Annotated in this window: 23 protein-coding genes and 1 tRNA gene; 9 read left to right on the top strand and 15 right to left on the bottom strand. The window is 63.7% G+C overall.

What is annotated here, in order from left to right; all coding sequences use genetic code 11:
• Positions 1-32: 32 nt before the first annotated feature.
• The 7 genes from AAG793_RS11545 to AAG793_RS11515 form a co-directional block, all read right to left on the bottom strand.
• Positions 33-1,253 (bottom strand): class I SAM-dependent methyltransferase, encoded by a 1,221-nt coding sequence (locus tag AAG793_RS11545; protein WP_341908356.1) that lies wholly within the window; start codon positions 1,251-1,253, stop codon positions 33-35.
• A gap of 81 nt (positions 1,254-1,334) precedes the next feature.
• Entirely contained in the window at positions 1,335-2,033 is a 699-nt protein-coding gene (locus tag AAG793_RS11540; protein ID WP_341908354.1) for a hypothetical protein, read from the bottom strand.
• Positions 2,034-2,698: 665 nt separating this feature from the next.
• Positions 2,699-3,133 carry a hypothetical protein gene (locus AAG793_RS11535; protein ID WP_341908352.1) on the bottom strand — a complete coding sequence of 145 codons (435 nt, stop codon included), beginning with the start codon at positions 3,131-3,133 and terminating at the stop codon, positions 2,699-2,701.
• Positions 3,134-3,254: 121 nt separating this feature from the next.
• Positions 3,255-4,652, bottom strand: coding sequence for an efflux transporter outer membrane subunit (locus AAG793_RS11530; RefSeq protein WP_341908350.1), 1,398 nt, complete (start codon positions 4,650-4,652; stop codon positions 3,255-3,257).
• A 27-nt stretch (positions 4,653-4,679) separates the two neighbouring features.
• Positions 4,680-7,907: an efflux RND transporter permease subunit gene (locus tag AAG793_RS11525; protein ID WP_341908348.1), complete on the bottom strand. Its 3,228-nt coding sequence runs from the start codon at positions 7,905-7,907 to the stop codon at positions 4,680-4,682.
• Positions 7,908-7,936: 29 nt separating this feature from the next.
• Positions 7,937-9,181, bottom strand: coding sequence for an efflux RND transporter periplasmic adaptor subunit (locus AAG793_RS11520; protein ID WP_341908346.1), 1,245 nt, complete (start codon positions 9,179-9,181; stop codon positions 7,937-7,939).
• 25 nt (positions 9,182-9,206) lie between these two features.
• The gene (locus AAG793_RS11515) at positions 9,207-10,139 is read right to left on the bottom strand and encodes an alpha/beta hydrolase (RefSeq protein ID WP_341908344.1); all 933 of its coding nucleotides are present in this window, start codon (positions 10,137-10,139) and stop codon (positions 9,207-9,209) included.
• Between the two features lie 347 nt (positions 10,140-10,486).
• On the opposite strand from AAG793_RS11515, the gene AAG793_RS11510 reads away from it, so the two are divergent.
• A complete protein-coding gene (locus tag AAG793_RS11510; RefSeq protein WP_341908342.1) occupies positions 10,487-11,527 on the top strand; it encodes a LysR family transcriptional regulator in 1,041 nt (346 codons plus the stop codon).
• On the opposite strand, the gene AAG793_RS11505 is transcribed toward AAG793_RS11510, so the two are convergent.
• Both AAG793_RS11505 and AAG793_RS11500 read right to left on the bottom strand, forming a co-directional pair.
• A complete protein-coding gene (locus tag AAG793_RS11505) occupies positions 11,513-12,457 on the bottom strand; it encodes a DUF808 domain-containing protein (RefSeq protein ID WP_341908340.1) in 945 nt (314 codons plus the stop codon). The genes AAG793_RS11510 and AAG793_RS11505 overlap by 15 nt on opposite strands.
• Before the next feature lie 127 nt (positions 12,458-12,584).
• A complete protein-coding gene (locus AAG793_RS11500; RefSeq protein ID WP_341908339.1) occupies positions 12,585-12,929 on the bottom strand; it encodes a hypothetical protein in 345 nt (114 codons plus the stop codon).
• Between the two features lie 246 nt (positions 12,930-13,175).
• On the opposite strand from AAG793_RS11500, the gene AAG793_RS11495 reads away from it, so the two are divergent.
• Positions 13,176-13,340, top strand: a complete 165-nt coding sequence (locus tag AAG793_RS11495; RefSeq protein WP_341908337.1) for a hypothetical protein — start codon at positions 13,176-13,178, stop codon at positions 13,338-13,340.
• 642 nt (positions 13,341-13,982) lie between these two features.
• Here AAG793_RS11495 and purH read toward each other — a convergent pair.
• The 3 genes from purH to dusB all read right to left on the bottom strand — a co-directional run bounded on the left by purH (position 13,983) and on the right by dusB (position 16,966).
• Entirely contained in the window at positions 13,983-15,560 is a 1,578-nt protein-coding gene (purH, locus tag AAG793_RS11490; RefSeq protein WP_341908429.1) for a bifunctional phosphoribosylaminoimidazolecarboxamide formyltransferase/IMP cyclohydrolase, read from the bottom strand.
• Positions 15,561-15,665: 105 nt separating this feature from the next.
• Entirely contained in the window at positions 15,666-15,902 is a 237-nt protein-coding gene (locus tag AAG793_RS11485; RefSeq protein ID WP_341908335.1) for a Fis family transcriptional regulator, read from the bottom strand.
• Positions 15,899-16,966, bottom strand: coding sequence for a tRNA dihydrouridine synthase DusB (gene dusB, locus AAG793_RS11480; protein ID WP_341908333.1), 1,068 nt, complete (start codon positions 16,964-16,966; stop codon positions 15,899-15,901). Before dusB ends, AAG793_RS11485 begins: the two co-directional genes overlap by 4 nt.
• A gap of 156 nt (positions 16,967-17,122) precedes the next feature.
• On the opposite strand from dusB, the gene AAG793_RS11475 reads away from it, so the two are divergent.
• The gene (locus AAG793_RS11475) at positions 17,123-17,608 is read left to right on the top strand and encodes a YqaA family protein (RefSeq protein WP_341908331.1); all 486 of its coding nucleotides are present in this window, start codon (positions 17,123-17,125) and stop codon (positions 17,606-17,608) included.
• Between the two features lie 22 nt (positions 17,609-17,630).
• On the opposite strand, the gene AAG793_RS11470 is transcribed toward AAG793_RS11475, so the two are convergent.
• From AAG793_RS11470 to AAG793_RS11460, 3 genes are all read right to left on the bottom strand, one after another.
• The gene (locus tag AAG793_RS11470) at positions 17,631-18,377 is read right to left on the bottom strand and encodes an rRNA pseudouridine synthase (RefSeq protein ID WP_341908329.1); all 747 of its coding nucleotides are present in this window, start codon (positions 18,375-18,377) and stop codon (positions 17,631-17,633) included.
• A 119-nt stretch (positions 18,378-18,496) separates the two neighbouring features.
• The gene (gene ychF / locus AAG793_RS11465) at positions 18,497-19,588 is read right to left on the bottom strand and encodes a redox-regulated ATPase YchF (RefSeq protein WP_341908327.1); all 1,092 of its coding nucleotides are present in this window, start codon (positions 19,586-19,588) and stop codon (positions 18,497-18,499) included.
• A gap of 89 nt (positions 19,589-19,677) precedes the next feature.
• On the bottom strand, positions 19,678-20,562 hold the full coding sequence (locus AAG793_RS11460) for an MOSC N-terminal beta barrel domain-containing protein (protein WP_341908325.1): 885 nt from the start codon (positions 20,560-20,562) through the stop codon (positions 19,678-19,680).
• A gap of 129 nt (positions 20,563-20,691) precedes the next feature.
• Here AAG793_RS11460 and AAG793_RS11455 point away from each other — a divergent pair, with 129 nt between their 5' ends.
• The 6 genes from AAG793_RS11455 to AAG793_RS11430 all read left to right on the top strand — a co-directional run bounded on the left by AAG793_RS11455 (position 20,692) and on the right by AAG793_RS11430 (position 26,122).
• Positions 20,692-21,825, top strand: a complete 1,134-nt coding sequence (locus AAG793_RS11455) for an FAD-dependent monooxygenase (protein ID WP_341908323.1) — start codon at positions 20,692-20,694, stop codon at positions 21,823-21,825.
• 149 nt (positions 21,826-21,974) lie between these two features.
• Positions 21,975-22,673 (top strand): DsbC family protein, encoded by a 699-nt coding sequence (locus tag AAG793_RS11450; RefSeq protein ID WP_341908426.1) that lies wholly within the window; start codon positions 21,975-21,977, stop codon positions 22,671-22,673.
• Positions 22,674-22,694: 21 nt separating this feature from the next.
• Positions 22,695-24,551: a peptidase M61 gene (locus AAG793_RS11445; protein WP_341908321.1), complete on the top strand. Its 1,857-nt coding sequence runs from the start codon at positions 22,695-22,697 to the stop codon at positions 24,549-24,551.
• A 72-nt stretch (positions 24,552-24,623) separates the two neighbouring features.
• Entirely contained in the window at positions 24,624-25,412 is a 789-nt protein-coding gene (locus AAG793_RS11440) for an enoyl-CoA hydratase (RefSeq protein WP_341908319.1), read from the top strand.
• Positions 25,413-25,462: 50 nt separating this feature from the next.
• Positions 25,463-25,539: transfer RNA gene (locus tag AAG793_RS11435), tRNA-Met, on the top strand.
• A gap of 115 nt (positions 25,540-25,654) precedes the next feature.
• A complete protein-coding gene (locus tag AAG793_RS11430) occupies positions 25,655-26,122 on the top strand; it encodes a hypothetical protein (protein ID WP_341908317.1) in 468 nt (155 codons plus the stop codon).
• Positions 26,123-26,135: the final 13 nt, after the last annotated feature.

Here is a 26,135-nt window from a genome sequence, read left to right as displayed (position 1 = left end):
ACGGGGTGAGATGGAAGCTTCATGGAATCAAGTCACTCAACCGCAGCCAAGCGCCACAGCGACGTCACCTCTGCCGCACGCGCCGCATGCAGGGCATCGCTCGCATCGGCCACCTTGGGGTGATGCGGCTGCGCGTCCAGCCGGTCCACCACACGCAGGCCGGCAGCATCGATGGCGGCCATCAGCCAGGCTCGCGTGCGCAGGCCCAGGTGCTCGGCAAAGTCCGACAGGATCAGCCAGCCCTCGCCTTTGGGCTCCAGGTGCGCGGCCAGACCGTTGAGGAAACCCAGCAGCATGCGGCTGTCTTCGTCGTACACCGCGTGCTCCACTGGCGAGCCGGGGCGCGCCGGCAGCCAGGGCGGGTTGCAGACGATGATGTGCGCCTTGCCTTCGGGGAACAGGTTGGCCTCGCGCACCTCCACCTGAGGAAAGCCGAGGCGTTTGAGGTTGTCACGCGCACAGGCCAACGCACGCGGGTCCTGGTCAGTCGCCACCACGCGCTGCACACCGCCGCGCAGGGCCAGCACGGCGGCCAGCACGCCGGTGCCGGTGCCGATGTCAAAACCCGTCATGTCGGTCTGGCCTTCAGGCACCGGCGCCTGCGCCACCAGATCGATGTATTCACCGCGCACGGGAGAAAACACGCCGTAATGCGGGTGAATGCGGTTGTGCGGGCCGTCTTCACCCAGCGCCGGAATCGGCACCCCCTTGCGGCGCCATTCGTGCGCGCTGATAAAGCCCATCAGTTCGCGCAGCGAGGCCACCGAAGGGCCTGCGCCATCGCCGTCGCTCTTCACCGAACCCCAGGCTTCTGCGCAGGCCTTTTTTGCATCAGGTGCGCGGCGCAGCGGGATGCTGTAGTCCGCATCAAAAGGAATCAGCACCATGCCCAGCACCCGGGCGCGATGCGCCTGGGCTTGGCGGTGCAGGTGAAAGGCTTCGGGGAAAACGGGCGCCGGTGCGGCAGGGGTTGCGCTGGCCTTGCCGGGCTCACCCGCTTTCGCATCCTTGACCCGCTTTTCGCGCTTCGGCTTGGCCGGCTTGTCCACCCGGCGGGCCAATGCCTGCAGCAAAAGGCGCGCGTTCTGGAAGTCACCGCGCCAGAGCAGCCCGGTGCCTTCGCAGGCCAGCCGGTAGGCCGTGTCGGCCGCCATGCTGTCGTCGGCAATCACCACCCGCTTGGGCGGCGGCGCCCCCCGCTCAGAGCGCCAGCGCGCAGAACGCGCCTCGCCGTCCTCCTCCCAATGCAGCATGGCAGGGGCGGAGGGAGTCGGGGCGGGGGCAACAGGTGAAACAGTCATGAAGGGCAAACACGAGGAAGAAAGCCGACTGTTTTAACAGATGTGCCCCCGCCAGGCCTCCAGCTCGCGCGCTGTGAGCGTGTATTCCGTCCGGTAGACGGCTTGCGTGACGTTCCGGGCGCCATGTGCCCCCAGCAGGCGTGTGCTCAGGGCGCCCTCGGCCAGGGCCTCGATGCTGCTCTGGCTGTACCCGGTGACCAGCACTGCCATGCCAAAGCTCGCATCGGCACCCCGAATGCGCTGCTCGTTGGTTATCGGCGGTGCGGCAGCCGCTTGCAGCAGATGAGCGCCGCCCAGCCCAAGCTGCATGGCGAGCGGCGGAAGCACCTCTTTGTTGAGCCACCGCACCAGACCGGGCTTTGAATCTGCGTCGGCATCAAAGCGGATCAGCAGGCCTGTGTGGCCCATGCCAACGCCGTAGCTAGCCTCGACGGCGCACAGCCCTCTGACCATGCCCCGATAAGACGGCATGATCTTCGAAGTCCAAGGAGACGGGTTATTCAGGCGCTGCAGGTAAGCATCCGAGACCAGCGTAGCCAGACTCTCGACCTCGTACATCACGAAATACCTGGGCTGGCCCTGAAGAGCCACCCAGCGTGAGCCACGGAGAAAGCCCGGGATGGCAAGTCTCTCAGGCAAATGCTCGTGCGTATGCCAGTCGTCATGCTCCATGATCGTGTCGGGCACGATGTCGAAAGACAGCAGCATGGTGGCTTTACCGAGGAGGGGCATTTTTTCTTACAAAGCTAGCAGTAGTACGCGCTCATCACAGTTTAGCCACGCTCGAACAGTAACCAACGACCGTACCAGCGATCAACCTCCTCAGCGGCGAAGGCACCCTTTATAAATGCATAAGCGCCTAACCTGTGTAGCACGTGTACTCGATGACCGAAAACTTTCCACCCCTCACCGTAAGGAAAAGCTCTGTGGGACCAATCTGACTGATGTTCCAAACACCATCACTCACTCGGGGCTTGCCAAGAGGGGAAAAGAACTTTGACGCCTTCATGTCGACACGTAGAGGTCCTGTTACCTGCCATTGTGGTGCAGTCACCCGAATACTACTCAGCATGTACGGACGTCCATTTGAAAAAGTAATGACGACTACTACGAGCCCATCGAATCTGAGCTCACGGACCGTGGTTTTGTAATCTCCCCAGTCTGCGGTCTCCAGAATCTGCTCCGACTCAAGCGGCGCGAACTGCCTCAACTTCGAAAATTCCCGAGGAATCGCAGCTGCATACGGTCCCACGTCGCAGTCGAACTCTTCGACAATCACCTTGCTATCGGGCGACTCCACAGGCGCGCAAGCGGATATCAGCCAAAGAAATGTGATCGGAATCAGGTAGCGACGCATATGCACTTGACGTAAAACTGCCAGAGCTACAACTCGGTCGTTATTTTGGGCTGTTTGCGCTACTCATCACACCATCACATTTGTTGGTAAATTGCGATATGAGCGCAAATCGCTCGGCTTCGGCGTTCAGAGATACAACCTTCTCCATGAACGCCACGAAATCACCCCGACCAACTTCAAAAAACGCTTTCGCCAGGCGCGTATCCGCCAGCTCCGGGCCGTCAATTGACGTGACCTCTTCGGTCGCAGAAACAAGATAAGCAATCGACTTATTCTGTGCGCGCTGGCGTTGCGACTGGTCTGGAGTGGTAGCACCGACTTCCTTAGCGAAATGGTGGCATGAGTACAGCAGTCGGATTCGAGACACTTTATCCCTAGTGAGGTTGTCCTGAGCCGGAACGGTGGGCGTTGCAAACGCGATAAAAAGGAAACAGACGATACGAAACGAGCAAGAGGTCGGATTGAGAACTGTCATACTTTTGTGAGCGTAAGGAATATTCGTATTTGCGAATCTTCTCAATGGAGCCAACTTCAGCGTACCAGCCCCGGCAGCATGGCACGAGGTAAAAATTCCCCAGCCACGCCACCGAAGCGCTCTAAGCCCAACCCCCACCCAGCGCCCGAATCAGCCCCACTGTCGCCAGATACTGCGCCGTCTTGACCTGCAGCGCCTGGCGGCGGTTTCGGAGTTCGCTGCGCTGGGCGTCCAGCAGTTCGAGTTGGCTGACGTAGCCGTTGCGGTAACGCGAATCAGACAGCAGCGTGGCGCGGGTGGCCGATGCGACTGAGCGGGACTGGGCCTCGGACTGCTCGGCCAGCAGGCGCAGGGCCGAAAGCTGGTCTTCCACGTCCTTGAAGGCGACGAGGATTTGCTCGCGGTAGTTGGCAAGGGCCACGTCCATCTCACCACTGGCGTTTTGCACACCGGCCTCGCGGCGGCCTCCGTCGAACAGCGGCAATGAAAGCAAAGCACTTATGCCCCAGACGCCGGTGGATGCCTTGAACAAGTCACTCAGCTGCGGCGCGGCAGAGCCGCCGTTGGCGGTGAGCGCGAAGGTGGGGAACCACGCAGCCTTGGCCACGCCGACGCGGGCCTGTGCGGCTTGCAGGGTGCTTTGTGCGGCCGACACATCGGGTCGGCGCACCAGTACCGTGCTGGGTACGCCGGCTGGAATGACCGGTAGCGCGGTGGCCCACTCGGTGGGTGCCACCTGAAAGTTGCTGGCCACCTCGCCCACCAGTACGGCCAGCGCGTGTTCCAGTTGGGCCCGGCGGCGATCGAGGGCCAGCGCATCGGATTCGGTCACGGCCACTTCTGTGCGCACGCGGGCCACGTCAAGCTCGGCCACGTCGCCTTCCTTGAAGCGGATTTCTGTCAGGCGCAGCGTGTTGCGGTAGGCCTGCAGGGTGTCACGCACCAGCGTGCGCTCGGCATCCAGTGCGCGCAGATTCAGATAAGTCTGTGCCACATCAGCCTGCACCAGCAGCCGGGTGCTGCGCAGCAAGGCCTCGCGCGAGTCAGCATCGAGCGATGCCGCGCTGGAGGCGAGCGAGAGCTTGCCCAACAGGTCAATCTCGTACGAGAAGTTGGCCCGGGCGCTGACTTCCGTGGCGGCCACATTGCCGGTGGTGCTGTTTTTCTGGCGCACGGCGCCAGCACTCAGGCCCACTTGCGGCAGGCGGTCGGCGTTGGTGGCGCCGGCAATGGCGCGGGCCTGCCGGAGCCGGCCTGCGGCCACCTGAATGCTGTTGTTGTTGCGGCCGGCCTGCTCGACCAGCTGGTCGAGTACCGGATCGGCAAACGCCTTCCACCATGTGCCTTGTGCCTGTGGTTGGGCTGCGGCGGTGGCAATAGGCGCACCTTCCTTGAAGGCGGCTGGTATGGCGGGCAATGCGTTGCCGTCGATGGAAGCGCTGGTGGCGCAACCGGCCAGCACCAGGGCCGCCAGCAGGGGCAGCAGCGCAGTGCGTGGCTTGTACGGTGTGTGGTTCATGGTGAACTCCTGTAACTTTGAATCTGTTTACTCATGTAGCTTGAGGGGCGCAGCGGGTTGGGCATGCGGCGCACCGCCACCGGCAAAGCCCTCAACGTGCGGCACCTCGCCATGCAGCTTGAGCGTACGGTTGCCCGTGAGGCGGCGCAGCACCACATAGAACACCGGCGTGAGGAACAAACCAAACGCGGTAACGCCAATCATTCCGAAGAACACGGCCACGCCCATGGCGTGCCGCATCTCGGCGCCTGCACCGGTCGAGAGCACCAGCGGCAGCACACCCATCACGAAAGCCAGCGAGGTCATCAGGATGGGGCGCAGGCGCAGGCGGGCGGCTTCCATGGCCGCCTGCAGCGGTGTACGGCCGGCAAACTCCAGCTCGCGCGCAAACTCCACGATCAGGATGGCGTTCTTCGCCGACAGCCCCACCAGCACAATCAAGCCGATCTGAGTGAAGATGTTGTTGTCACCCCCGGTGAACTTCACGCCCAGCATGGCGGCCAGCAGGCCCATGGGCACGATGAGCACGATGGCAATCGGCAGCGTCAGGCTTTCGTACTGCGCGGCCAGCACCAGGAACACCAGCAGCAGCGCCAGCGGGAACACCCACATCGCCGAGTTGCCAGCAATGATTTCCTGGTACGTGAGGTCCGTCCATTCGTAGCTGATGCCGGGCGGCAGCGTTTCAGCGGCGATGCGGGCCACCGCGTCTTGCGCCTGGCCAGACGAATAGCCCGGTGCAGCGCCACCGTTGATGTCGGCCGACAGAAAGCCGTTGTAGCGCATGGCACGCTCCGGGCCGAAGCTGGGGGTGACCTTCATCAGCGCGGAGAGCGGGACCATCTCGCCGGTGTTGGAACGCACCTTGAGCTGGCCGATGTCTTCCGCCCGCGCGCGGTAAGGCGCGTCGGCCTGCACACGGACCGAGTAGGTGCGGCCAAACTTGTTGAAGTCGTTGGCGTACAGACTGCCCAGATAGATCTGCATCGTGTCAAACACATCGGTGATTGGCACGCCGAGCTGGCGCGCCTTGGTGCGGTCGATGTCGGCATAGAGCTGTGGCACGTTCACCTGAAAGCTCGAAAACAGCCCCGTCAGCTCCGGCGCCTGATAGGCCTTGGCCATGAAGGCCTTGGTGGCGGCGTCGAGCGCTTCGTAGCCGAGCGATGCGCGGTCTTCCAGCTGCAGCTTGAAGCCGCCGGTGGTGCCCAGGCCCTGCACCGGGGGCGGCGGGAACATGGCAATGAAGGCTTCTTCAATGCCGCCAAACTGAGCATTCAGCTGACCCGCGATGGCGCCTGCGCTCAGGTCTTTGGTGGTGCGCTCTTCAAAAGGCTTGAGCGACACAAACACAATGCCGGAGTTCGAGCTGTTGGTGAACCCGTTGATTGACAGACCCGGAAAGGCAATCGCGTGTTCCACACCGGGCTGCTTCAGTGCGATGTCGCCAATGCGGCGGATCACGTCTTCAGTGCGGTCCAGCGTGGCGCCGTCGGGCAGCTGCGCGAAGCCAATCAGGTACTGCTTGTCCTGCCCCGGTACAAAGCCGCTGGGTACGGCCTTGAACAGGCCCGCCGTGGCCAGCACCAGCACGCCATAAACACCCAGCATGATGGCCTTGCGCGAGATGGCACGTTGCATGCCGTGGCTGTAACGCTCGGAGGCGCGGCCAAAGAAACGGTTGAAGGCGCCGAAGAAGCGGCCGAACAGCTTGTCCATGCCGCGGGTGAGTGCGTCTTTCGGTGCATCGTGGCTCTTGAGCAGCAGCGCAGCCAGTGCCGGTGAAAGCGTCAGCGAGTTGATGGCCGAGATCACGGTCGAAATCGCAATCGTCAGCGCGAACTGCTTGTAGAACTGCCCCGAAAGCCCGGTGATGAAGGCCAGCGGCACGAACACCGCAATCAGCACCAGCGCAATCGCGATGATGGGGCCCGACACCTCGCGCATGGCGCGGTAGGTGGCTTCGCGTGGACTCAGGCCCGCCTCGATGTTGCGCTCCACATTCTCGACCACCACGATGGCGTCGTCCACCACGATACCGATGGCCAGCACCAGCCCGAACAGGCTGAGCGCGTTGATGGAAAAGCCGAACAGGTGCATCACGGCAAAGGTGCCGACCACTGACACAGGCACCGCCAGCAACGGAATGATGGAGGCGCGCCAGGTCTGCAGGAACAGGATCACCACCAGCACTACCAGCGCCACGGCTTCAAAAAGCGTCGTCACCACCGCCTGAATGGATGCGCGTACGAACTGTGTGGTGTCGTACACGATGGAGTAATCCACGCCTTCAGGCATGTTTTTCTTGAGCTCGCTCATCACGGCCTGCACATCGTCAGAAATCTGGATGGCGTTGGAGCCCGGTGCCGCAAACACCGGAATGGCGACCGCCTGCTTGTTGTCGAGCAGCGAGCGCAGCGCGTAGTCAGACGCACCCAGCTCCAGCCGCGCGATGTCGCGCAGGCGGGTGACGGCGCCGCCACGTTCAGTCTTGACGATGATGTCGCCGAACTCTTCCTCGTTCTGCAAACGCCCCTGGGCGTTGATGGACAGCTGCAGGTCCACGCCCGGCAAGCCGGGCGATGCACCCACCACGCCGGCTGCGGCCTGGATGTTCTGCTCGCGGATGGCGCGCACCACGTCACCGGCAGACAGGCCGCGCTCTGCGACCTTTTGCGGGTCGAGCCAGACGCGCATGGAATAGTCACCCGAGCCGAACAGCTGCACCTGGCCCACGCCGTTGATGCGGGCCAGACGGTCCTTGACATTGAGCACACCGTAGTTGCGCAGGTAGGTCATGTCGTAGCGGTCGTTCGGCGACAGCAGGTGCACCACCATCGTGAGGTCGGGCGAGCTCTTGATGGTGGTGATGCCCAGGCGCCGCACCTCTTCAGGCAGGCGCGGCTCGGCCTGCGAGACGCGGTTCTGCACCAGCTGCTGGGCCTTGTCGGGGTCAGTGCCAAGCTTGAAGGTGACGTTGAGCGTCATGATGCCGTCGGTGGTGGCCTGGCTGCTCATGTAGAGCATGCCGTCCACGCCGTTGATGGCCTCTTCGATAGGCGTGGCCACGGTTTCGGCAATCACCTTGGGATTCGCGCCGGGGTAGTTGGCGCGCACCACCACGGTGGGCGGCACGACGTCGGGGTATTCGGCAATCGGCAGCGAGCGCAGCGCGATCAGTCCGGCGATGAACATGAGCAGCGAGAGCACGCCGGCAAAAATCGGCCGGTCGATGAAGAATTTGGAGAGATTCATGATGGTGTCATTTCAGTGTCTGGGCGTGCTCAGGACTTGGCCGCGACCTTGACGGCCTTGCCACCCAGCTCGGTCTTAGCCGACATCTCGACCATTTGCGGCGCCACCAGCGCACCAGGGCGCACGCGCTGCAGTCCGTTGACCACAATGCGTTCGTTGGCCTGCAAGCCACTCTTGACCACGCGCAGGCCATTGATGGCAGCACCCAGCGTGACCTCGCGGTACTCCGCCTTGTTGTCAGCGCCGACCACCAGCACAAACTTCTTGCTCTGGTCGGTGCCCACCGCACGCTCGTTGATCAGCAGCGCCTCGGTCTTGGTGGCCTGGCCCATGCGGACGCGCGCGAACTGACCGGGCATGAGTTGGCCGTCCTTGTTGTCGAACACGGCGCGGGCCCGCACGGTGCCGCTTCTCGCATCGACCTGGTTGTCAACCAGTTGCAGCCGGCCTTCAAACGGGGTGTCGGTGCTGGCGGCCGTGCCCATCTGTACCGGAATGCGTTCGAGCTTTCGCGCGCCGCCATCTTTACCGATATCTTTGCCAACATCCTGCAGCGCTCTGGCAATGGTCTGTTCGTCGGCGTCAAAGCTCGCATAAATCGGGCTCACCGAGACCAGGGTGGTCAGCACCGCTGCACCGGGCCCGGCGGCCACCAGATTGCCCACCGTCACCTCCAGCCGGCCCACGCGGCCCGCCACCGGCGCACGCACCTGGGTATAGCCGAGGTTCAGGCGGGCGCTTTGCAGGGCAGCCTGTGCAGCGCGCAGGTTGGCATCGGCTTCGCGCTGGCCGTTGCCGCGCTCGTCGAACTCGCGTTTGGAGATGGCCTGCTCGCTCCACAGGCGCTGCGAGCGCTCGAACTCGCCTTTGGCCTGAGTGACGCGGGCCTGCGCGGCGGCCACCTGGGCTTCGGCACGGTCCACCTCGGCGGCGTAAGGCGCCGGGTCGATGGTGAGCAGCAGGTCACCCTTCTTCACCAGCGCGCCTTCGCGGAAATGCGCCGCCTGCACCGCACCCGAGACGCGGGAGCGGATATCGACCCGCTCCACGGCTTCGAGCCGGCCCGAGAACTCGTCCCACGCCGCAACTTCACTTTGCACCACGGTGGCGACCGAGACCGGCGTGGCGGCAGGCGCGCCCCCTCCGGGCTGGGCCTGGCTTGTCGTGGTACCAAAAATCGCTATCGCACCACCACCGGCCACCACCAGCGCGGCGACCACGGCAATCAACAGGCGACGCTTAGTGGTTGGCGTCTGTAATGGAATCGTTGTCATCTGGAACTCCCTTGAAAAAACAAACTTACGAAATGGATGAAGGAACTGAAGAAGAAGCGGACGAGAAAGCTGGCGCCGCTTGTTCGGGCGTAGCCGCCATGGCTGCGAAAAATGTGCGGAACTGCTGGCGCAATTCGCCGGCCCAGGCTGGCGAGCCGCCTTTTATGCGCTGCGCGTCGGCATAGCGGCCGGGCCAGCCGGTGGGGGCAGCCAGCACCGCCTGTTGCACTGCCAGACCAGCGGCCCGCAAGCGCGCGGCGTAGGCCAGGGTTTCATCGCGCAGCGGGTCGTCCTGCGCCGTCACCAGCAAGGCTGGTGGCAGGCCTGTCAGGCGGCGCACCGTGCCCGGTGCTGCGTAGGGGTGGCCGGCATCGGCGGCGCTGGGCAGGTACTGGCGCCAGCCATTGGCCCACACGCACTCGGCCGCGCGGGCCTGCGCACAGGCCTCACGCAGCGAGGCGGTGGCCACACAGGCGTCGAGCATGGGCGACAGGAGAATCTGGCCCGAAAGCGGCACCTCCTGCCGGTCTCGCGCCATCAGCGCGATGGCAGCAGCAAGGTTGCCGCCCGCCTCTTCCCCCGCCACGACCATCGGCGCGCCGGGGCCAGCCAGCTTGTGCCTGACCTTCCAGGCCCACTGCAGCGCGGCGTAGCCGGTGTCGACGGCCTGGGGAAACGGGTGCGCCGGGGCCAACGGGTAATCCACCGACATCACCACCGCACCCGCCTGGGCCAGCAACTGCGCCACCCCTGCCCCGCTGTCGAGCGAGCCGCCGTTGAAGGTGCCGCCGTGGAAATGCAGCACCAGCGGCAGCGTGCCGCCTGACGGGCGACGGCCGTGAAAGCGTACATCCAGCGCGCGCTGCAAGGCGATCTGGATTTGTTTGTCCAGGCGCGGCACCACCGCGTCGGGCAGGACGGCCGGGTGAGCGCTTGGGCTGGAAGGACGGCTTTTCATGGGCGGTTTTCTGGGGCTGGCGATGGATGCTTGATCTTTGTTGCGGCGCAGCAGAAGATATCGGTTACGCCTCATTTAATAAATAGCCGTTTCGCTCATTCTTTATTTCACCTGTGAAACAATCATGGGCTTCGCGGGTTGGCACCGCAGAAAGTCGCTGCGGGCCAATCGCAGGCGAGTCTCAGGTTTGCCATGAGGGCAAGGTCAAGGGCGCACCGGCCATGCCCTGACAGCGCAAAGGGTTTCTGGAAGGTAAGGGGAGGAACAAGCCCCACGATTCAGGCGCCGTGGTTCAGGCCGCGCGGTTCCACGCAGATCGCAAAGATCCAATCAGTCAGGGAGTTTTCATGGACAAGTTTTCAGCCATGCAGGCGTTTGTTCGGGTGGTGGAGGCGGGCACCTTCAGCAAGGCCGCCGAATCGATGGCCATGCCCAAACCCACCATCACTCGGCTGATCCAGACACTTGAAAAGGAGCTGGACACCAAGCTGCTGAACCGCACCACGCGCAAGGTCACCGTCACGGCCGATGGCGCGGCCTATTACGAGCGCGCCAGCCAGTTGCTCAGCGAGATGGATGAGCTGGAGGCGAGCATGTCGCGCGCCAAAGCCAGCCCGCGCGGCCGGCTCAAGGTGGACATTCCGGCATCGCTCGGGCTGGCGGTCATCATCCCCGCGCTGCCGGATTTCTATGCGCGCTACCCCGACATCCAGCTGGAGCTGGGCGTGACGGACAGGCCCATCGACATCCTGGCGGAGAACGTCGATTGCGTGATCCGCGGCGGCGATCTGGTGGACCAGTCGATGGTGGCGCGACGGCTGGGCGAGTTCTATCTGATGACCTGCGCTTCACCGGCCTACCTGGCGCGGCACGGCACTCCCCAACATCCACGCGAGCTGGCCGAAAGCCACCGCATGATCCGCTACATGTCGCCGCGCAACGGCAAGCTCTACCCCATGGTGCTGCACAAGGATGGCGAGACCATTGAGGTCGAGGGCTACCACCTGCTGGCGGTGAACGATTCCAATGCCGGCGTGACCGCCGGGCTGGCCGGGCTGGGTGTGCTGCACACAGTGACGTTTCTGGTGCAGCACCACATCAGCAACGGCACGCTGGAGCCGCTGTTCCCCGGCTGGTGCAGCGAAGCCAAGCCGATCTATCTGGTGTACCCGCCGAATCGCCACCTGAGCAACAAGGTGCGCGTGTTTGTGGACTGGATTGTGGAGCTGTTCGCGCGGCACGAACTGATTCAGCAGATGTGCAGTTTGCCGAAGGCAGAGCCGGCCACAACACCGTCAGCTGCGGAGCAAGCGCAGACCGCGAAAACGGTGAAACGCCCGGCAGCAGCACCGGCGGCCTCACCCGTTCGGAGCTCAGTGGCGGCTTGAAGGCAGAAGCTTGCGGCCCCAGGTCCACAGCAGCAGAACCAGGGCGCCGGTGAGAATGCCGACCACCGCGTCCATCAGCAAAGGCAACACCGCACCGATCAGCGCGCCGCCCGCCATGCCATCGGCGCGGGCCACCAGCGCCTCGATGCCGTGGTGCAGCCATGGCACCCCGTGCGTGAGAATGCCGCCGCCCACCAGAAACATCGCTGCCGTGCCCAGCACCGAGAGCGCCTTCATTAACCAGGGGGCGACCCACAAAATGCCGTCGCCCAGCCGTTGCAACAAGGCGTTCAAGCCGCCGGAACCGGGGCGCTGGCTGAGGTAAAGCCCCGCGTCGTCAAGTTTGACAATGCCCGCCACCAGGCCATACACCCCGACCGTCATCACCAGCGCCATGCCGGACACCACTGCCGCCTGGGTGACGAAGGGACTGTCCTGCACCGTGCCCAGCGTGATGGCGATGATTTCTGCCGACAGGATGAAGTCGGTGCGCACGGCGCCTTTGATCTTGTCTTTTTCAACCGCCACCAGATCCACCGCCGGATCGGCCAGCGCCTTGACCAGCGCTTCGTGCTCAGCGGCACGCTCGTCGGCGCTGTGCATGAAGCGGTGCGCCAGCTTTTCGAAACCCTCGAAACACAGGAAGGCGCCACCGATCATCAGCAGGGGCGTCACCGCCCACGGAATGAAGACGCTGATGAGCAGGGCCGCAGGGACCAGAATCGCCTTGTTGATGAAGGAGCCTCGGGCCACCGCCCAGACCACGGGCAGCTCACGCTCGGCCTTGACGCCCGCGACCTGCTGCGCATTGAGCGCAAGGTCATCACCGAGCACGCCGGCGGTTTTCTTGGCCGCAACCTTGGACAGGACGGCCACATCGTCCAGCACCGTGGCGATGTCATCAATGAGTGCAAGAAGGCTGCTGGCCATGGGGTGGTGACGCGGAGTGCGGCAAAGTGGGGATGGGCTTGACTGTAACGAATGCGGATCAACCTGCCGCCCCCCCGGCCACCGCTCGGGCCAGTCAGCAGCAGGTTGGTGGCGAGTTAACGGTGGGTTAACGGCTGGTGAGGCGGCCAAGCACAAAGCCCAGCGCCACGGCAATGCCGACCGCTTCCATCGGACGCTCCTGCACCCATGAGCGCGACGTCTCCAGCGCTTTGGAAGGCGCCTCTGCCACCCAGCGCGTCTGGTCCGACCACTTGTCGGCCGCGCGGCTTGCGCCCATGGCCAGCTTGTCAACGGTCTGGTGGGCCACGGTGGAGACACGCTCCACCGCTGCGCGCGCGGGGTCGGCCACCTTCTCGATGCCGTCATGCAGGCTCACACCGGCTGAATCGACACCACGCTTGATGGCGCCATCGGCGTGCATTGAATTGCTGTCTGTAGAGAGTTTGTCCATGAGAGATCCTTGGTTGACGGAGGGAAACGCCTGGAGTGCTCACCGCGAAACTGCGCGGAGAGGCTGGCGACGAGGGCCTGTTCAGACCTGTTTCCACTGTAAAAGTCCCACCCGCCCGGCGCTGTGCGCCACCACACTGCCTGCCTGTAGGACAAGGCACGGCATCGGCTGACAACAAGATGCACCGAATGCTCCGACGCAGGCCCGTGCCCCTGCCGCAACATCAGGGACCCAAGGAGAAATCTCATGCCTCATTCACCCACGCGTATCCAAAACGCAACCCACAAACCGCACCGTATTCCGGTGCAGGAGCCTTCAGAGGATGGCGATCCGCTGGAGTTGCCGATTGAGCCGGATGAAGGAGTGCCGGTGATTCCGGATGATGATCGGGTGGTGAATGTGCCTTCGTGAGTTTTTTGTGTTGGATGAGAGTTCGTAGGCCTGAGGCCGGGGTGGCCCGACGGCCAGTCACTTTCTTTTGCTCCGCCAAAAGAAAGTAACCCAAATTCACGCAGTGGGGATTCGCTCACTTCGCAACGCGAAGTTACGCGAATACCAAAAGGCGACCCTGGTGCCTGCGTCCCTTCGCTGCGCTACGGGCAACCTGCGGTGCTCGGTCCAGGCGGGGTCTGGCTAAACTCGCTTCGCTCAGACAACGCCAGCCCTGATCCGCCTGAACCTCCGCTCCTCGGCGCATTCACAAGGGTTGGAGGCAGGAAAACAGAATACAAATACCGAACCCGACAAGGACACGCCATGGCGTGTCCTTGTTTGTATTGGTTTTGGGTGTTGGGGTATCCGTTCCCGCTTGCCCCGTGTGGCTGGGCCGAGCAGCGCAGATGGAGGCGGAGGGTCAGGCCGCACTTGTTTGAGCCAAAGGCGAGTTGTGCGGACTGCCGCCGTAATCGAGCAGCACAGGTTGCCCGTAGCGAAGCGGAGGGACCCATACTTCGGGTCGCCTTCTCTTTGCTTACTTTCTCTCGGCGAAGCAAGAGAAAGTGAGTCGCCCGCCGGGGCGAGTCCCAGCCTCAGGCCTCAGCAGAAAACCAGCACTCAATGCCTGAAATGCCGAACCCCACTCAACACCATCACCACCCCCCGCTCATCCGCCGCAGCAATCACCTCATCATCCCGCATGCTCCCGCCGGGCTGGATCACACAGGTCGCGCCGGCGTCCACCACCACGTCCAGACCATCGCGGAACGGGAAAAATGCGTCGCTGGCCACCGCAGAGCCCTGCAGCGTGAGGCCGGCGTTGGCGGCCTTGATGGAAGCGATACGGGCCGAGTCGATGCGGCTCATCTGACCTGCGCCCACGCCCAGCGTCATGCCCCCGGCACAGAACACGATGGCGTTGGACTTGACGTACTTCGCCACCTTCCACGCGAACAGCAGGTCCTGCAACTGCGCTGGGGTCGGCTGCAGCTTGCTGACCACCTTGATGTCGGCCAGGGCCAGTTCGTGGTTGTCGGCCGTCTGCATCAGCAGGCCTGAGCCCACGCGTTTGACGTCCATCAGGTTGCGACCCTGCTTCCACGCAGTGTCCCCACCGGGCGGCAAGTCAATCTGCAGAATGCGCACATTGACCTTGCTCTTGAACACCTCCAGCGCTTCGGGTGTGAAGGCAGGCGCCATCAGCACTTCGACAAACTGTTTGGAAATCTGCTGGGCAGCCTTCTCGTCGAGCGTGCAGTTCAGCGCGATGATGCCGCCGAAGGCCGAGGTGGGGTCGGTCTTGAAGGCCTTGCCGTAGGCTTCCAGCGCGTCGGCGCCCACCGCCACGCCGCAGGGGTTGGCGTGCTTCACGATGACGCAAGCCGGTGTTTCAAAACTCTTCACGCATTCCCACGCGGCATCGGCGTCGGCGATGTTGTTGTAGCTCAGTTCCTTGCCCTGCAGTTGTTTGGCCATCACCAACGAACCGGGGGCTGGGTACAGATCACGGTAAAGCGCCGCCTGCTGGTGCGAGTTCTCGCCGTAGCGCAGGTCCTGTACCCTCACGAAGCGGCCATTGGCCTGGCCGGGGAACAGGCTGTGGCTGCCATCGTCCTGGATGCCTGAGAGGTAATCGCTGATCGCGCCGTCGTACTGGCTGATGCGGTTGAAGGCCGCCACGGACAGGGCGAATTTGGTTTTGTCGGTCAGCTTGCCCAATGCCTTGAGTTCATCGAGTACCACAGCGTACTGGGTGGCATCGGTGAGCACGCCCACGTCCTTCCAGTTCTTGGCGGCCGAGCGCACCATGGCCGGGCCACCGATATCGATGTTCTCGATGGCGTCTTCCAAGGTGCAGCCGGGCTTGGCCACCGTGGCCTCAAAGGGGTAGAGGTTGACCACCAGCAAGTCGATGGTGTCGATCTGATGCGCCTTGAGTGCGGCCATGTGCTCGGGCACATCGCGGCGGGCCAGCAGGCCGCCGTGCACTTTGGGGTGCAGTGTCTTGACGCGGCCATCGAGCATTTCGGGGAAGCCCGTCAGCTCGGCCACCTCGGTCACCGGCAACCTAGCATCAGCCAGCAGCTTGGCGGTGCCACCAGTGGAGATGAGCTTGATGCCCAGCGCGTGCAGGGCCTGCGCGAATTCGAGGATGCCAGTCTTGTCCGAGACGGAGATGAGTGCGTTCATGGTGATGTGGATGATGTTCTGTAGGTTCTTGAAAACAGCAGGCCCGGACAAGCCGGGCCGGGAGAAAAGGAAAACGGGAAGGGACTGGCAATACGCGAGCGGCTCACCCGCTTATTTAAGCAGCTTGTGCTCCACCAGCTTCTTGCGCAGGGTATTGCGGTTCAAGCCCAGCCATTCGGCGGCACGCGACTGGTTCTGCTCGGCGTGCTGCATGACCACTTCCAGCAGGGGCTTTTCAACCACGCGTACCATCATTTCGTACATGCCGTCGGGCTCGGTGCCGCGCAGGTCCTTGAAATAGCCCTCAAGACTGGTGCGTACGCACTCTTCGATGTGTTTCTTGCTCATGCAGACGCCTCTTCCTTGTCTTCATTGTTGTTGTATTCGGACACAACACAGTGTGCCCCGCCCTCGCTGGCTGGAATGCGGTCCATGCGCGCGCCCAGAGCTTCGAAAAAATCATTCACCGCCTGCAGCTGCGCGGAGCCATCTTCAATGAGGTTCATGCGTGCCCGGAAATCCTCACCACCGGGCAGTGACCGCACATACCAGCCAATGTGCTTGCGGGCTGTCCGCACGCCGGTGAATTCGCCATACAGCGCATAGTGGTCGAGCAGGTGGTCCATCAGCAGGCGCTGGACTTCCGCCACCAGAGGCGGCGCAAGATGCGTGCCCGTGGCGAGGAAGTGCGCGATCTCGCGGAAGATCCACGGCCGGCCCTGTGCGGCGCGGCCAATCATCACCGCATCAGCACCAGTGCAGGCCAGCACCTCGTGTGCTTTTTCGGGGCTGTCGATGTCACCATTGGCAACCACCGGGATGCGCAGCGCGGCCTTGACGGCGGCAATCGTGTCGTATTCGGCCACGCCCTTGTAGCCCTGCTCGCGCGTGCGGCCATGCACCGTGACCATCTGCACGCCCGCGCTCTCGAAGGCGCGCGCCAGCGTGAGGGCGTTCTTGTGGCTCTGGCACCAGCCGGTGCGCATCTTGAGGGTGACGGGTACGCCGTGCGGTACGCAGGCGGCCACCACCGCCTCCACAATCTGCAGGGCGAGCGGCTCGTCCTGCATCAGTGCAGAGCCCGCCCACTTGTTGCATACCTTCTTGGCCGGGCAGCCCATGTTGATGTCGATGATCTGAGCGCCACGGTCCACGTTGTAGGCAGCAGCGTCGGCCATCATCTGTGCGTCGGTGCCGGCGATCTGCACCGCAATCGGTGCCACCTCGCCCTCGTGGTTCGCGCGGCGCGAAGTCTTCAGGCTGTTCCACAGGTCACGGCGGGAGGTCACCATCTCGCTGACCGCATAACCCGCACCGAGCTTTTTGCAAAGCTGGCGGAAGGGCCGGTCCGTCACACCGGCCATGGGCGCGACAAACACATTGTTTGCCAGAGCGTAGGGGCCGATGTTCATGGAAAGGGGCAAGTGCAGGTTGCTGAAAAAGAAGGCACGATTGTAGCTGCCCAAAATTTCAGCAATTGAAAAGCAGCGCCCCCCCTGCGCCAGCCAGGACAGCGTGGCGGCTGACAGCGTTGGCACCACGCCCTGCCTATACTCGAACCACACACCATGGAAGACTGGATTCGTCAACTCATCGAACTGCTGGCACTGCCCCAATTCGGCTTGAGCACGGTGTTCGTGGTGTCTTTCATTTCAGCCACCTTGCTGCCGCTCGGCTCGGAGCCGGTGGTGTTTGGTCTGGTCAAACTCAACCCGGCGATGTTCTGGCCGGCCGTGCTGGTGGCGACTGCCGGTAACACGCTGGGTGGCGCACTGGACTGGTGGCTGGGTTACGGCGCGCACAAGGTGGCCGACAAATACCATCCCTCGTCCCACCATGGCCGCGCACTGCGCTGGCTGGAAAAGCTGGGGCCAAAGGCCTGCCTGCTGGCCTGGCTGCCGGCGGTGGGCGACCCGCTGTGCGCAGTAGCCGGCTGGCTGAAGCTTCCGTTCTGGCCCTGCCTCTTCTACATGGCCATCGGCAAGTTCCTGCGCTATGTCGTGATGACGGGCAGTCTGATCTGGGCTTTTCCGGGGGTGATGGGTGCGATTTAGTCCGGCTGTCTCGAACAGGCCGTCAGAAGCGCTCTTCCGGTAACAGGTAGCGCCACTGCCCCGGCGGCAACTGCCCCATCGGCACCCGGCCGATGCGGATGCGCTTCATGGCCGTCACCGTGAGCCCCATGCTCTCGCACAGATAAGCCAGTTGACCCGGCAACTCACCTTTCAGCGCAAAGCGCAACCGGTTCTCGCTCTGCCAGCTGGCCTTGACCGGCGGCAGCGGCCGACCTTCAAAGGTGAAGCCGTGGTCGGCGCGGTTCACGCGCTCCAGCCCGCCGGGCTTCGCCGTCCCCGTCACCTCGACCAGCACCTCGTGCTCCAGCAGATGCGCGTCTTCCTTCAGCTTGCGCGCCACCCGCCAGTCCTGGGTGCACACCACCAGACCACTGGCCGCAGTGGCCAGCGGCGTGACCAGTTCGGTGGCGGTGAAATGTTTTTTCAGTACGCGAATACCGGAGCGGTCATTCGCCCACTGGCTGGCTGGCACCAGCAGTTCGCGAAGCGCCCGCTCGTGATCGTGTTGTCCGTCCGCTTGTGCGGCAACACCCGCCGGCTTGTGCAGCAGCAGCGTCACCGGCGTGATGGCCAGCAGACTGGCCGCAGGGTCCAGCACCACGGCTTGGTCGAGCACGCGGAACTGCGGCTCTTCAACGGTCACACCATCCACCGTGACCCAGCCACCTTCGATGTACTGCTCGGCCTCACGACGCGAGCAGTTGAGCATCGCGGCCAAGACCTTGGCAAGGCGGACGGGCTCTGTCACGCCGCCCACCTCATTCTTCCGAATGCCGTCGTCGAACCGGCTAAGCCGGTCGACAGACGGCGTCCCCTGCAAGGGGAGGATGGGCTACACGAAGTGAGCCCAGGCAGGGGTGTACCCATTCAACTGCTAAAGAGGAAATTCATCACATCGCCATCCTTGACGACGTACTCCTTACCTTCGCTACGCATCTTGCCGGCGTCTTTCGCGCCCTGCTCGCCCTTGTAGGCGATGAAGTCGTCAAACGCGATGGTCTGGGCGCGGATGTAGCCTTTTTCGAAATCGGTGTGGATCACGCCTGCTGCCTGCGGGCCGGTGTCGCCAACATGAATGGTCCACGCGCGCACTTCTTTCACGCCGGCGGTGAAGTAAGTCTGCAGGCCCAGCAACTTGTAGGCGGCAAGGATCAAGCGGTTCAGGCCGGGTTCGTCCTGGCCGATTTCGGCGAGGAACATCTTTTTGTCTTCCTCGTCCATGTCGGCCATCTCGGCTTCCATCTTGGCGCAGATGGCCACCACCGGGGCCTTCTGGGCGGTGGCGTAGGCCTTGAGCTTGTCGAGCAGGGGGTTGTTATCGAAGCCGTCTTCGGCCACGTTGGCGACAAACATCGCCGGCTTGGCGGTGATGAGGAAAAACTGCTGAAGCAGCGGCAACTCTTCCTTGCTGAAGTCCACCGTACGCACCGGCTTGCCCTCGTTGAGTGCCGCCTGGCATTTCTCCAGGATGGCCACCAGCTTGATCGATTCCTTGTCTCCCGAACGCGCGGTCTTGGTGACGCGGTGCAGGGCTTTTTCCACTGCGGCCAGATCGGCCAGGCACAGCTCGGTCTGGATCACTTCAATGTCGGAAATCGGGTCGACCTTGCCGGCGACGTGGATCACGTTGTCGTCTTCAAAGCAGCGCACCACATTCACGGTAGCGTCGGTCTCGCGGATGTGGGCCAGGAACTTGTTGCCAAGCCCTTCACCCGTGCTGGCACCGGCAACCAGACCGGCAATGTCCACAAACTCGACGATGGCCGGCACGATGCGCTCGGGCCCGACAATGGCGGCCAGCTGAGCCAGACGCGGATCGGGCACCTCCACCACGCCCACATTGGGCTCGATGGTGCAGAAAGGGTAGTTTTCGGCCGCAATACCCGCTTTGGTCAACGCATTGAACAGGGTGGATTTACCGACGTTGGGCAAGCCGACGATGCCGCACTTCAAACTCATGGGGAAACCTTCAAAACAAGGGATGGAAGTGTATTCGATGCCCGAAAAACACCGTCCGGCGTACGCGCGGCGAAACCCGGCGAGTTCGGTCAGGCGAATGTGTAGTTCGCACCCACCGCTTGCCCCACACGAAGCAGGTGGTCGTCCTCGTGCAACCGGATGGCATTCATGCCAAAGGTCACCGCACCGCCCACGCGGGCATCCTGCCGGTACGACTGCAGCATGTCGCCGACTTCCGGACTGCTGATGGCGGTGACGGGATCAATGTTGGGGATGGGGCAGCGCGGGCAGGGCTTGACGGGCTTGAGCAGGGCCTCACCCTGCTCGGTGGTGATGCGGAAGGCATCGAGACGGTCTTCATCATGCGGATTCATAGGGGCGTAGCCTGCCGCGTCACCCAGAACCACATTGGGCCGAAAGCGCTCCATGCCCACCGGCGGGTGACCGGCGGCCATCAGCTTCCCGTTGAGCTGGTTCAGCGACGCCTCGCTGGTCACCAGCAGCGAAAAGCCGTCACTGAACTGGTTCAGCGCCTTGATGTCCCCCGTCCACTCGGGGCTGCTCACGCGCGGATGGTCGGGGTCAAAGCGTACCAGTCGGCAGGGTGTGCCGAGGAAGTCGGTGAACCACTGGGCGGCAATCGCGCCCATGTCGAAGGCCTCCACCTCGTCGTCCCACACCCGCACGCGCACTGGCTCCTCGACCTCGTCCAGCGCCACATGCAGGGCCAGCATGCCAGGTGCGCGCAGCACCATGTCGTACTGCCGCAGTTGCGGCTGTACCAGCGCCATGCGGGGCAACTCGCGCTGGGTGAGGAACTCGCCCTTGCTGTCCACCACCATCCAGGCGCGGTCAAATTCCAGGCCGGTTTCAGTCAGGATGGCCTGTTGCACAGCCACTCCAGCACATGACTTGACCGGGTAAACGTAAAGATGGGAAATCACGGCGCGGACATCGGGGGCCGCGGAAGTCATGGGTTCAGTCACTTTTCAATCCTGTGGGTGCGGACATTCGGTTGGCGGCATACGCCTGCAGCGCAAAACCCCTCCAGCCCAAGGTTTTGCGTCGAGGCACCGATTTTGCACCGCCTTCTAAAATGAGGGATGTCCAAATACTTCGATGTGTGCATCCGTGGCGACGGCGTGGTGGGTCGCACGCTGGCACTGCTGCTGGCCCAGCAGCGCCTGCGGGTCGCGCTGGTGGCAGCGCCAGCGGCGCCCACGCCAGAGGGACAAGCCCCGGTGGACGTGCGGGCCTATGCGCTCAACAAGGCGTCGCGCGAATTGCTGCAGGGCCTGCGGGCCTGGCCAGACAGTACTGGGGCCGCGGCAGCCGTGACGCCGGTACAGCAGATGCGGGTCTGGGGCGACGACGGCGGACAACTCGATTTCACTGCCGCCGATGCCGGCCACGAGTCGCTCGCGTGGATTGTCGATGTGCCCGCGCTGGAGCATCGACTGGCCGAGGCGGTGCGCTATGCCCCGCAGATCGAGACACTGGACGCGCCGGCAAAAGCCGCCCTCACGGTGGTGTGCGAAGGCAAAAAAAGCAGCAGCCGAGCCGAATTCGGCGTGCACTGGACCAGCAAGCCCTATGCGCAGAAGGCGATTGCCGCCCGGCTGGCGTCCGACCTGCCCCACCGGGGCATCGCGCGGCAGTGGTTTTCAGGCGGTGCTGTGCTGGCCTTGCTGCCCTTGGGTGGCAATGGCGGGAACTCTGTGGCGCTGGTGTGGTCTGTCTCCATGGAACGTGCCGCTCAACTTGAACAACTCACCGACGATGACTTCTGCCGCGAACTGCAATTGGCCTGCAAAGAGGAAACCAGCGAGGAGACCAGCGCCTTGCGCCTGATCAGCCCCCGCAGCAGCTGGCCCCTGTCATTGGCCACCGCCGACCACTGGGTCGGGCCGCGCTGGGCTTTGGCCGGCGATGCCGCGCACACGGTGCACCCGCTAGCGGGGCAGGGCCTGAACCTGGGCCTGGCCGATGTGGCCAGCCTGGCGGGGGTGCTCGCCGGGCGCGAGTACTGGCGCGAGCTGGGCGACGAGCGCCTGCTGCGCCGCTACGAGCGTGCCCGCAAGGCCGATGTGGCCGCCATGGGCGCCGTCACCGATGGTCTGCATGGACTGTTTGCCCAGCCCGACAGCCGCTGGCAGGCACTGCGCAACTGGGGCATGAAAGGTTTTGCCCGCAGCGGATTCCTGAAGAACTGGGTGGCGCGCCAGGCAGCGGGCTGAGTGCCGCCGTACAAACACGCCGCTGCACACACCATCACCGACCCAACCCACCACCGTACCGCATCACCGAACCACCTGGACACCCCATGACATCGCATTCCTTCTCTCTGATCACGCCCGTGTTCCGCCGCCTTGCCTTGCTGGGCTTGATGGCCTGCGCGTTCGCGGGCGCATCGTCTGGTGCCCTGGCCCAGGAAGCCACCATTCGCAAGAATCTGGCGGAGCGGCTGCCGGTCTTCTCGAAGATCGAGGAAGTCAGCAAGACCCCGATGAACGGTCTCTATGAAGTGCGCGTCAACGAGAGCGATATTTTCTACACCGATGCCGAAGGCAACTTCCTGATCCAGGGCAACCTGATCGACGTGCGCGCCAAACGCAACCTGACCGAAGAGCGCATCGAAAAGCTCAGCGCGATTGACTTCGACGCCCTGCCGGTGAAGGACGCCTTCACCATCGTCCGCGGCAACGGCAAACGCAAGATGGCAGTATTTGAAGACCCCAACTGCGGTTACTGCAAACGGTTTGAGCGCGACCTGCAGAAGATCAACGACGTCACCATCCACCTGTTCCTGCTGCCGATCCTGAGCGCCGATTCGACCGAAAAGTCGAAGAACATCTGGTGTGCCAAAGACAAGCAGAAGGCCTGGTCTGACTGGATGGTGCGTGACCAGACGCCCCCCAAAGCCAGCTGTGACGCCACCGCACTGGACCGCAACATTGAAATGGCGCGCAAGTACAAAATCACCGGCACGCCCACCATCTTTTTCGCCAACGGGTCACGCGTTCCGGGTGCCATCAACGCGCAAGAGGTCGAAAAGCTTCTGGCCACCAGTGCCAAGGCACAGTGAGCGAACAGGCGGCCCGACCCCATGCCACGAACGCCCCTGCCCAAGGCAAGCACCGCTTCAGCCCCCCCTGCTCCGGCCAGCACGGCACCGGTTCACCACCGCGTTGAGCCTGCAGATCTCCACGCCCACCTCTTTCGCGTCACCCTGACGATTCGGGAGCCCGCGGCATCGCAGCGCGTTGCCTTGCCGGTGTGGATTCCGGGCAGCTATCTGGTTCGCGAGTTTTCCCGGCATCTGCAGCACCTCGAAGCCCGGCAGGGCACGCGCACATCGCTCGCGGTGAACCAGCTCGACAAATGCAGCTGGCAGGTGGAATGCACACCCGGCAAGCCGCTGGTGCTGCGCTACGAGGTCTATGCCAACGACAACTCGGTTCGCGCCGCATGGCTGGACGCGCAGCGCGGCTTCTTCAACGGCACCAGCCTGTGCCTGAAGGTCGAAGGCCAGCTGGATGTGGCGCACAGCCTGGAACTCGTGGCGCCCAAAGTAACGCCCGCCTGGTCCGCCGCCACGGCGCTGACGCCAGCGCGAGTTGACCGTCAGGGTTTTGGCCTCTACACCGCAGCGAATTACACCGAGCTGGTGGACTGCCCGGTCGAGATGGGCACCTTCTGGAGCGGCACCTTCACTGCACGCGGTGTGCCCCACCGCTTCGTGGTGGCTGGCGCACCGCCCTCAATGGACGGCGCCCGTCTGCTGGCCGACACGCAGAAAATCTGCGAGACCGAAATCCGCTTCTGGCACGGCAACCGCAAACCGCCTTTTGGTCGTTACCTTTTCATGCTGAACGCGGTGGATGACGGCTACGGCGGTCTGGAGCACAGCAACTCGACAGCCCTCATCTGCAACCGCAAGGACCTGCCCCGCGTGGGCGAAGCCCGGCCACCCGAGGGCTACACCACGCTGCGCGGCCTGATCAGCCATGAGTATTTCCACACCTGGAACGTCAAGCGCCTGCGGCCTGCCGAGTTCGCGCAGTACCAGTACGACTGTGAGAACTACACCCGCCTGCTGTGGTTTTTTGAAGGCTTCACCAGCTACTACGACGACCTGCTGCTGCGCCGCGCCGGCCTGATCGACAACGCCGGCTACCTCAAGCTGATCAATAAGACCATCAACCAGGTGATGCAGACGCCGGGCCGACTGGTGCAGTCGGTGGCCGAGGCCAGCTTCGACGCCTGGGTCAAGTACTACCGGCAGGACGAGAACACCCCCAACGCCACGGTGAGCTACTACACCAAAGGCGCACTGATCGCGATGTGTTTTGACCTCACGCTGCGGGCAGAAGCTACCCAGCGCAAGGACAGCCCCACAGGGGCCACGCTGGACGACGTGATGCGGGCCCTCTGGCAGCGCTGCAAGGCCGGTCCCATGCACGAGAGCGACTTTGCCGCCGCACTGGAAGACGCCGGTGGCCGACCCTTCTCAAACGAGCTGGCGCAGTGGGTCCACGGCCGCGGCGAGCTGCCTCTGCAAGGCCTGTTGGAACAGCACGGTGTGGCAGTGCACCAGGACCCTGCGCAACTGGCGCACCGGCTCGGCGTGCGCGTGAGCGAGGCCCAGGGGGTTCACATCAAGCAGGTGCTGCGCGGCGGCGCAGCCGAGGCCGCGGGATTTGCACCGGGCGACGAATGGCTGGGCGTCGAGCCCGTGCCGCAGGGCGCAGCCAAACGCACTGCTCCACTGTCCGGCTGGCGCATGAGCCGACTGGACGACCTCACGCTGTATGCTGGCTCGGCCCGCAAGGTGGTGGCCCTGGTGTCGCGCGACAAGCGCCTGCTGCGGCTGGAGCTGGCCATGCCGCCGGCGCTGACCACCTGGCGCCTGGCCGTCAAGGATGCCACGCTGATGGACCGCTGGCTCGCACCCACGCCCTAGGCATGCAGTCCGCGAGGCCAGGGCCCACGAAGCCCGTGGCATGATTCCGCCTGAATCATCCGAGGAGCACGCATGCACTACGAAACCATCACCACCCGCACCGAAGGCCCTGAAACACGCGGCGTCGGCATCATCACCCTGAATCGGCCCAAGCAGCTCAATGCGCTCAACGACCAGTTGATGGACGAGCTGGGCGCCGCCCTCAAGGCCTTTGACGCCGACAATCGCATCGGCTGCATCATCCTGACTGGCAGCGAGAAGGCGTTTGCCGCCGGCGCCGATATCGGCGTAATGGCCCAGTACGGCTTTGCAGACGTCTACAAGCAAGACTTCATCACCCGCAACTGGGAAGCGGTGCGCAGCGTGCGCAAGCCGGTGATTGCCGCAGTCAGCGGCTTTGCGCTTGGCGGCGGCTGCGAGCTGGCGATGATGTGCGACTTCATCATCGCGGCGGACAACGCCCGCTTTGGCCAGCCGGAGATCAAGCTCGGCATCATTCCAGGCGCCGGCGGCACGCAGCGCCTGCCGCGCGCCGTGGGCAAGTCCAAGGCCATGGACATGACCCTCACCGCCCGCATGATGGATGCCACCGAGGCGGAACGCGCCAGCCTCGTCAGCCGTGTGGTGCCGCTGGACAAGCTGATGGACGAGGCGCTGGGTGCGGCGCTCGTCATCTGCAGCTACGGCGAAGTGGCCGTGATGGCGGCCAAGGAGGCGGTCAACCGCGCTTTCGAGAGCAGTCTGAGCGATGGCGTGATGTTCGAGCGGCGCCTCTTCCACGCGACTTTTGCCACCGCCGACCAGAAAGAAGGCATGGACGCCTTTCTGAACAAGCGCCCGCCCGTGTTCACCCACCGTTGAACCCCGGCGCCGGCGCAGGGGCTTGCAACTGGCTATAATACTGCTCAGCCGGTGATATAGCTCAGTTGGTTAGAGCGCAGCATTCATAATGCTGATGTCGGTGGTTCAAATCCACCTATCACCACCACTGATTCCCCCGGAATGGCGCGCCATTCCGCAGACAGGCCAAAAGAAGGCCACCGAGCCTCGGAAGCCCTGCTCCCGGGGCTTTTTTGTGAACTGACAGCCTCTGGACAAACACCATGAACCGCTGCAACGCACGTACCCTGCCCGCCCTTCTGGCCCCGCTGCTGATCGCCACGCTCGGTCTGCTCCAGGCGGTGGCCCATGCCCAGACAGACGCACAAGCCGACCCGGCCGCCAAGCGGCGCTTCCCGACCGCCTCGCTGCGCGGCGAGATGGTGGTGACTGCCCCGCCGGAAATCCTGATGGACGACCGGCCAGACCGCCTGTCGCCCGGCGCCCGCATCCGCGACACCGAAAACCGCATGGTGGTCTCGGGCGCGCTGGCCAACCGGCGCGTGGTGGTCAACTACGTGCGCGACCACATGGGGCAGGTCAGCGAGGCCTGGATTCTGACGCCCGAAGAAGCGCGCGAAAGACGCCGCGGGCTGTTCGACATCATCACCAACTACAACACGAACAGCACGCCGGCGCATCCCGACGACGGCAAGACGCCCTACGACCAGTTGCCTGCGTACGGCAAGTAAGCGCACGCCAGCT

It is taken from the genome of Polaromonas sp. YR568 (assembly GCF_943372955.1).
Lineage (GTDB): Bacteria > Pseudomonadota > Gammaproteobacteria > Burkholderiales > Burkholderiaceae_C > Polaromonas.
This window is presented reverse-complemented; position numbering and strand designations above follow the sequence as displayed.

Bases quoted from the DNA above. Each gene is read 5' to 3' on its own strand.
- AAG793_RS11545 (WP_341908356.1), bottom strand. From the start codon at position 1,253: ATGCTGCATTGGGAGGAGGACGGCGAGGCGCGTTCTGCGCGCTGGCGC.
- AAG793_RS11540 (WP_341908354.1), bottom strand. From the start codon at position 2,033: ATGCCCCTCCTCGGTAAAGCCACCATGCTGCTGTCTTTCGACATCGTG.
- AAG793_RS11535 (WP_341908352.1), bottom strand. From the start codon at position 3,133: ATGACAGTTCTCAATCCGACCTCTTGCTCGTTTCGTATCGTCTGTTTC.
- AAG793_RS11530 (WP_341908350.1), bottom strand. From the start codon at position 4,652: ATGAACCACACACCGTACAAGCCACGCACTGCGCTGCTGCCCCTGCTG.
- AAG793_RS11525 (WP_341908348.1), bottom strand. From the start codon at position 7,907: ATGAATCTCTCCAAATTCTTCATCGACCGGCCGATTTTTGCCGGCGTG.
- AAG793_RS11520 (WP_341908346.1), bottom strand. From the start codon at position 9,181: ATGACAACGATTCCATTACAGACGCCAACCACTAAGCGTCGCCTGTTG.
- AAG793_RS11515 (WP_341908344.1), bottom strand. From the start codon at position 10,139: ATGAAAAGCCGTCCTTCCAGCCCAAGCGCTCACCCGGCCGTCCTGCCC.
- AAG793_RS11510 (WP_341908342.1), top strand. From the start codon at position 10,487: ATGGACAAGTTTTCAGCCATGCAGGCGTTTGTTCGGGTGGTGGAGGCG.
- AAG793_RS11505 (WP_341908340.1), bottom strand. From the start codon at position 12,457: ATGGCCAGCAGCCTTCTTGCACTCATTGATGACATCGCCACGGTGCTG.
- AAG793_RS11500 (WP_341908339.1), bottom strand. From the start codon at position 12,929: ATGGACAAACTCTCTACAGACAGCAATTCAATGCACGCCGATGGCGCC.
- AAG793_RS11495 (WP_341908337.1), top strand. From the start codon at position 13,176: ATGCCTCATTCACCCACGCGTATCCAAAACGCAACCCACAAACCGCAC.
- AAG793_RS11485 (WP_341908335.1), bottom strand. From the start codon at position 15,902: ATGAGCAAGAAACACATCGAAGAGTGCGTACGCACCAGTCTTGAGGGC.
- dusB (WP_341908333.1), bottom strand. From the start codon at position 16,966: ATGAACATCGGCCCCTACGCTCTGGCAAACAATGTGTTTGTCGCGCCC.
- AAG793_RS11475 (WP_341908331.1), top strand. From the start codon at position 17,123: ATGGAAGACTGGATTCGTCAACTCATCGAACTGCTGGCACTGCCCCAA.
- ychF (WP_341908327.1), bottom strand. From the start codon at position 19,588: ATGAGTTTGAAGTGCGGCATCGTCGGCTTGCCCAACGTCGGTAAATCC.
- AAG793_RS11460 (WP_341908325.1), bottom strand. From the start codon at position 20,562: ATGACTTCCGCGGCCCCCGATGTCCGCGCCGTGATTTCCCATCTTTAC.
- AAG793_RS11455 (WP_341908323.1), top strand. From the start codon at position 20,692: ATGTCCAAATACTTCGATGTGTGCATCCGTGGCGACGGCGTGGTGGGT.
- AAG793_RS11450 (WP_341908426.1), top strand. From the start codon at position 21,975: ATGGCCTGCGCGTTCGCGGGCGCATCGTCTGGTGCCCTGGCCCAGGAA.
- AAG793_RS11445 (WP_341908321.1), top strand. From the start codon at position 22,695: ATGCCACGAACGCCCCTGCCCAAGGCAAGCACCGCTTCAGCCCCCCCT.
- AAG793_RS11440 (WP_341908319.1), top strand. From the start codon at position 24,624: ATGCACTACGAAACCATCACCACCCGCACCGAAGGCCCTGAAACACGC.
- AAG793_RS11430 (WP_341908317.1), top strand. From the start codon at position 25,655: ATGAACCGCTGCAACGCACGTACCCTGCCCGCCCTTCTGGCCCCGCTG.